6 protein-coding genes are annotated in these 5,138 nt (G+C 61.9%); 5 read left to right on the top strand and 1 reads right to left on the bottom strand.

Going from position 1 to position 5,138, the window contains the following annotated elements; translation table 11 throughout:
• The 3 genes from RV1423_RS27960 to RV1423_RS27950 form a co-directional block, all read left to right on the top strand.
• On the top strand, positions 1-543 hold a 543-nt coding region (locus RV1423_RS27960; RefSeq protein WP_034303909.1), incomplete at its 5' end, for a TRAP transporter large permease subunit.
• 72 nt (positions 544-615) lie between these two features.
• A complete protein-coding gene (locus RV1423_RS27955; RefSeq protein ID WP_034303908.1) occupies positions 616-1,386 on the top strand; it encodes an SDR family NAD(P)-dependent oxidoreductase in 771 nt (256 codons plus the stop codon).
• Between the two features lie 12 nt (positions 1,387-1,398).
• A complete protein-coding gene (locus RV1423_RS27950; RefSeq protein ID WP_034303907.1) occupies positions 1,399-2,196 on the top strand; it encodes an SDR family NAD(P)-dependent oxidoreductase in 798 nt (265 codons plus the stop codon).
• A 28-nt stretch (positions 2,197-2,224) separates the two neighbouring features.
• Here RV1423_RS27950 and RV1423_RS27945 read toward each other — a convergent pair whose 3' ends face one another.
• Positions 2,225-3,130, bottom strand: coding sequence for a LysR family transcriptional regulator (locus tag RV1423_RS27945; protein WP_034303906.1), 906 nt, complete (start codon positions 3,128-3,130; stop codon positions 2,225-2,227).
• Between the two features lie 217 nt (positions 3,131-3,347).
• Between RV1423_RS27945 and RV1423_RS27940 the strand changes: the two genes are divergently transcribed.
• Together RV1423_RS27940 and RV1423_RS27935 are read left to right on the top strand one after the other, a co-directional pair.
• On the top strand, positions 3,348-4,475 hold the full coding sequence (locus RV1423_RS27940) for a sigma-54-dependent Fis family transcriptional regulator (RefSeq protein ID WP_034303905.1): 1,128 nt from the start codon (positions 3,348-3,350) through the stop codon (positions 4,473-4,475).
• A gap of 143 nt (positions 4,476-4,618) precedes the next feature.
• On the top strand, positions 4,619-5,138 hold a 520-nt coding region (locus RV1423_RS27935), incomplete at its 3' end, for an NAD(P)-dependent oxidoreductase (RefSeq protein ID WP_034303904.1).

Genomic DNA, 5,138 nt, shown 5'->3' with positions numbered 1-5,138 from the left:
TACACCATCGTGGTCGGCCTGATCATGCATGCGTTCATGAAGCACCTCGACTTCAGGCGCATCTACCCGATGCTGGTGGAAGCGGCGACGCTGTCGGGGGCGATCCTGCTGATCATCGGCATGGCCACCTCGATGGCCTGGGCGCTGACGCAGTCGGGCTTCTCGGCCAAGCTGGTGGCGCTGATGCAAGGCGTGCCGGGCGGCGGCATGGGCTTCCTGCTGATCACCATCGTCATCTTCATCGTGCTGGGCAGCATCCTGGAAGGCATTCCGGCCATCGTGCTGTTCGGCCCGCTGCTGTTCCCGGTGGCGCGTTCGCTGGGCATCCATGACGTGCATTACGCCATGGTGGTGATCCTGGCGATGGGCATCGGCCTGTTCGCGCCGCCCTTCGGCGTCGGCTTCTATGCCGCCTGCGCGATCGGCAAGGTATCGCCGGACAAGGTCTTCGGCCGCGTCTGGGGCTATCTGGCGGCGCTGTTCATCGCGCTGTTGGTGGTGGCTGCCGTACCGTGGATTTCCATCGGTTTCCTGGAACATTAACTTCAACCCATAACATCCAAAAACGGCGGCTTGCACCTTTCCTCCGCAAGTCGCCATCCTCACGGAGACAATATGAACCAAAAAGACAGCGGCGCCCGCGTGGCGCTCGTGACGGGCGGAGCCATGGGTATCGGCGCCGCAATTTCCCAACGCCTGGCGCGCGACGGCTTCACCGTCCTGGTCTCGGACATCAATCTGGACGCAGCCAGGGCCACTGCCGACAGGATCAATGCGGATGGCGGCCGTGCGGCACCGCTGGCGATGGACGTCAGCAAGGCGGAATCGATCGCGGCAGCCTTTGCCGACGTTGAAAAAGACTACGGTCGCTGCGATGTGCTGGTCAACAATGCCGGCGTCGCCAAGACCTTCCCGTTCCTCGAATATCCGCTCGACAACTGGTTGCTGACGATGAACATCAATCTCACCGGCGTGATGCTGTGCGGCCAGCACGCGGCGCGCATGATGGTGCGCCGCAAGTGGGGGCGCATCGTCAACATCTCGTCCGTGTCGGGCATCCGCGCCGGCACCGGCCGCACCGCCTACGGCACGTCCAAGGCCGCGGTCATCGGGCTGACCCGCCAGATGGCCATCGAACTGGCCGAACATGGCGTCACCGTCAACAGCGTCGCGCCGGGTCCGGTTGACACGCCGCTGACGCAAGCCGTGCATTCGCCGGAGACGCGCAAGAGCTTCACCGACGGCGTGCCGATGCATCGCTACGGCAGCACCGACGAAATCGCGGCGGCCGTGGCTTTCCTGGCGGCGGAGGATTCGTCTTACGTTACCGGCCATGTGGTGCCGGTGGACGGCGGCTTCGTGGCAGCCGGCATTCTCGACATCTGAGCGGAGCATTTCATGACGCGAGCAATGGAAGACAAGGTCGTCATCGTCAGCGGCGCCGGTTCGGTCGGTGAAGGCTGGGGCAACGGCAAGGCGGCAGCGGTGCTGTATGCGCGCGAAGGCGCGCGCGTGCTGGCGGTCGACCGCAATCTGCAGGCGGCGCAGGAAACCTGCGACCTGATCCGCGGCGAAGGCGGCGTGTGCGAGGTGGTCGCCGCCGACGTGTCGAGGACGCCCGACATCGAAGCCATAATGGAGGCCGCGCTCGACCATTTCGGCCGCATCGACGTACTGCACAACAACGTCGGCATCGCCGAAACGGGCGGTCCGGTCGAGGCCAGCGAAGAGAGTTGGAACCGCGTCATCGCCATCAACCAGACCAGCGTCTTCATGACCTGCAAATACGTCTTGCCGGTCATGGAAAAGCAAAAGAAGGGCGCCATCGTCAACATCTCGTCGCTGGCGGCGATTCGCTGGATCGGTTTTCCGTATGTGGCGTATTCGGCGTCCAAGGCGGCCATGCTGGCGCTGACCAAAAACATCGCCATGCAATACGCGCCGGCAGGCATCCGCGCCAATTGCGTGCTGCCGGGCCTGATGGATACGCCGATGATCCGTGAACCGCTCAAGGCCTCCTACGGCGGCGACATCGAAGAGATGCGCCGCAAACGCCATGCGCAATGCCCGATGGGACACATGGGCGATGCCTGGGACGTGGCGCACGCAGCCCTGTTCCTGGCGTCGGATGCGGCGCGCTATGTGACGGGTGTGGATCTGGTGGTCGACGGCGGGCTGAGCCTCAAGTGCGTCTGAAGTCAGGAACAATGCTCTGATTCGGAACTCAGGCCGGCTGGCCCAGCCTGAGTTTGGCCCACACTTCTTCCGCCGTCTGCACGAAGGTCTGGATGCAGGGATTGCGGTTGTCCTTGTTCCAGATCACGGCAACTTCGACCACGGGCGCATCGGCCAGCGGTTTGAAGACCGTGGTTTCCAGATGCATGGCCTGCATCGAGTTCGGCACCATCGCCACGCCCAGGCCTTCGCCGACCAGGTTGACGATGGTCTGCTGCAGGTTGGCTTCGAGCTTGATGCGCGGACGGAAGCCGGCGGCCAGGCAGCAGTTCACGATCAGGTCGTAGACCACCGGCGCAATCGCGCGCGGAATGCTGATGAAGGGATCGCCGGCCAGGTCTTCGGCTGAAATCTTTTCACGCGTGGCCAGCGGATGAGTCTTGGGCAGCACCGCCACCATCGGTTCCGAAAAGATGGTGCGGCTGTCCAGCCCGCTACAGTCCTCGGGGCGATACATAATGCCCACGTCGCGCTTTCCTTCCTTGATATCCACCGCCAGCAGGTTCGGCACATGCTCGGTCAGACGCATGTCGACCTCGGGATAATCGGCTGAATAATGGCGCGTCACCGACGGCAGGATGTTATACGCCGACGACATCATGAAGCCGACCAGCAGCGCGCCGCTCTTGCCGGCGCCGGTGCTGACCGCGTTACGTTTGGCGCGCTCCAGCGCATGAAAAATTTCAGCAGTGTCTCGGTAGAAATGTCTGCCCGCTTCGGTCAGTTGCACGCTGCGTTTGCTGCGGTCGAACAATTGCGCGCCGAGCTCCTTCTCGAGCGCCGCAATCTGGCGCGTGAGCGGCGGTTGCGAGATATGCAACTGCTCGGCGGCGCGGCCGAAATGCAGGGTTTCTGCTACGGTGCGGAAATAGGTGAGATGGCGCAGTTCTATCATCTGATACCTTTAAGGTATTAATTGTGTGTCTATATTGTATTGGAAGTTATCAGATAAGCTGGCTATTCTTTGCCGCAGAGTCAGCTTACTTGCGACTGGTTCATAGAAATCCCTTGCCGCCGGAGAGCGGCAAAGCGAATTTCAAAGGCGAGACCGGCCACGAACCGGATAATCGTCAGTCACATAAAAAAAGCAGTTCACAGACAGGAGACAAATCATGCCGACACCAACGGTAGCCTTCGCCACGGCGCGTAGATATGTCAACAGTACGCGCTATCGCTCGCTCGATGAACTCTGTGGCGGCGATCCGCAGATGCAGGACCTGATTGCGCGCGGCAAGCGCCTGATCGACAGGAACATCCCGATTTTGATTCTAGGTGAAACCGGCACCGGCAAGGAATATCTGTCGCGCGCGCTGCATGCCTACAGCGAACGCCGCGCCGCCGGCTGGGTGGCGGTCAACTGCGCCTCGATTCCCGAGAGCCTGGCCGAGAGCGAATTGTTCGGTTATTGCAAGGGCGCGTTTTCCGGCGCGCTGCCGGGCGGCATGAAGGGCAAGGTGCAGCAGGCCGATGGCGGCACGTTGTTCCTCGATGAAATCGGCGACATGCCGTTCGCTTTGCAAACGCGCTTGTTGCGCGTGCTGTCCGAGCGCGAAGTGATTCCGCTCGGCGCCGCGCATCCGGTCAGCGTCGATGTGCACCTGATCTGCGCCACGCATCAGGATCTGAAAACGCTGGTGGCGCAAGGGCGCTTCCGCGAAGATCTGTATTACCGCATCGCTGGCGGCGTATTGCGCCTGCCGTCGTTACGCGCGCGCGCCGACAAACGTCAGTTGATCATGCAGATGATCGCGGACGAAGTTCCGGGACAACATATCGACGAGCGCATCATCGCTCCGGCCGCCTTGCAGCGGATGCTGGCGTATCCGTGGCCGGGCAATCTGCGCCAGATGCATGCGGTGGTCCGCTATTGCTGCGCCGTCATGAACGGCGACCGCATCGAAGTCGGCGATCTGCCGGAAGATCTGATGGAATCGTCCGCGCCATCGGCGCCTGCATCCACGCATGACGAGGTGGTGAATATTTCTTCCGCCTCCAACGTCCGCCGCATCGCGCCACAAGCCGGTGCGACAGATATCCTTCCCCGCCAACCCGGTGGCCCGCTCGGGGACGAGCGCACGCGCGTTATCGATGCGCTGGTCGGCAGTCGCTGGAACATTTCCGCGGCCTCGCGGCAACTGGGAATGTGCCGCGCCTCGCTGTATCGAAAATTGCGCCAACTGGGCATCCCGCATGTGCGCGATCAGGCGATGCCGGCGCATCTCGCATCCTATGCTGCTTGATACGCCGCTTGATTGAAACCGGCGCTGCACATATAGTCGCTGTCGCCTTGCGTTGAACTGCAAGGCGAGCTGACTTTGCACAGCGCATCCATGACAAAACAGAAGAGCTCCGCTCCATTATTAAGGAAGATTTAGGAAAAATCATGAAAGTTTTTTACGACAAAGACGCAGACCTGTCCCTGATCAAAAACAAGAACGTGACCATCATCGGTTACGGTTCGCAAGGCCACGCGCATGCGCAAAACCTGAAGGATTCCGGCTGCAAGGTCACCGTCGGCCTGCGCAAGGACGGCGCCTCGTGGAACAAGGCCAAGAACGCCGGCCTGAACGTTGCCGAAGTCAACGACGCCGTCAAGGGCGCCGACGTCATCATGATCCTGCTGCCGGATGAAAACATCGGCCAGGTCTATGCCGAAAACGTCGCGCCGCACGCCAAGCAAGGCGCCACCGTCGCCTTCGCGCACGGCTTCAACATCCACTACGGCCAGGTCGTGCCGCGCGCCGACCTGGACATCATCATGATCGCGCCGAAGGCTCCGGGTCATACCGTGCGTTCGACCTACACCCAGGGCGGCGGGGTGCCGCACCTGATCGCCGTGTATCAGGACAAGTCCGGCACCGCGCGCGACGTTGCGCTGTCGTACGCCACCGCCAACGGCGGCG

Origin of the sequence: Herbaspirillum sp. RV1423, from assembly GCF_000577615.1 — a bacterium.
In the GTDB taxonomy this organism is placed as follows: Bacteria; Pseudomonadota; Gammaproteobacteria; order Burkholderiales; family Burkholderiaceae_D; genus Herbaspirillum.
This window is presented reverse-complemented; position numbering and strand designations above follow the sequence as displayed.

Excerpts from the sequence above, each read along its gene's own strand:
- RV1423_RS27950 (WP_034303907.1), top strand. The coding sequence starts at position 1,399 with ATGACGCGAGCAATGGAAGACAAGGTCGTCATCGTCAGCGGCGCCGGT.
- RV1423_RS27955 (WP_034303908.1), top strand. The coding sequence starts at position 616 with ATGAACCAAAAAGACAGCGGCGCCCGCGTGGCGCTCGTGACGGGCGGA.
- RV1423_RS27940 (WP_034303905.1), top strand. The coding sequence starts at position 3,348 with ATGCCGACACCAACGGTAGCCTTCGCCACGGCGCGTAGATATGTCAAC.
- RV1423_RS27945 (WP_034303906.1), bottom strand. The coding sequence starts at position 3,130 with ATGATAGAACTGCGCCATCTCACCTATTTCCGCACCGTAGCAGAAACC.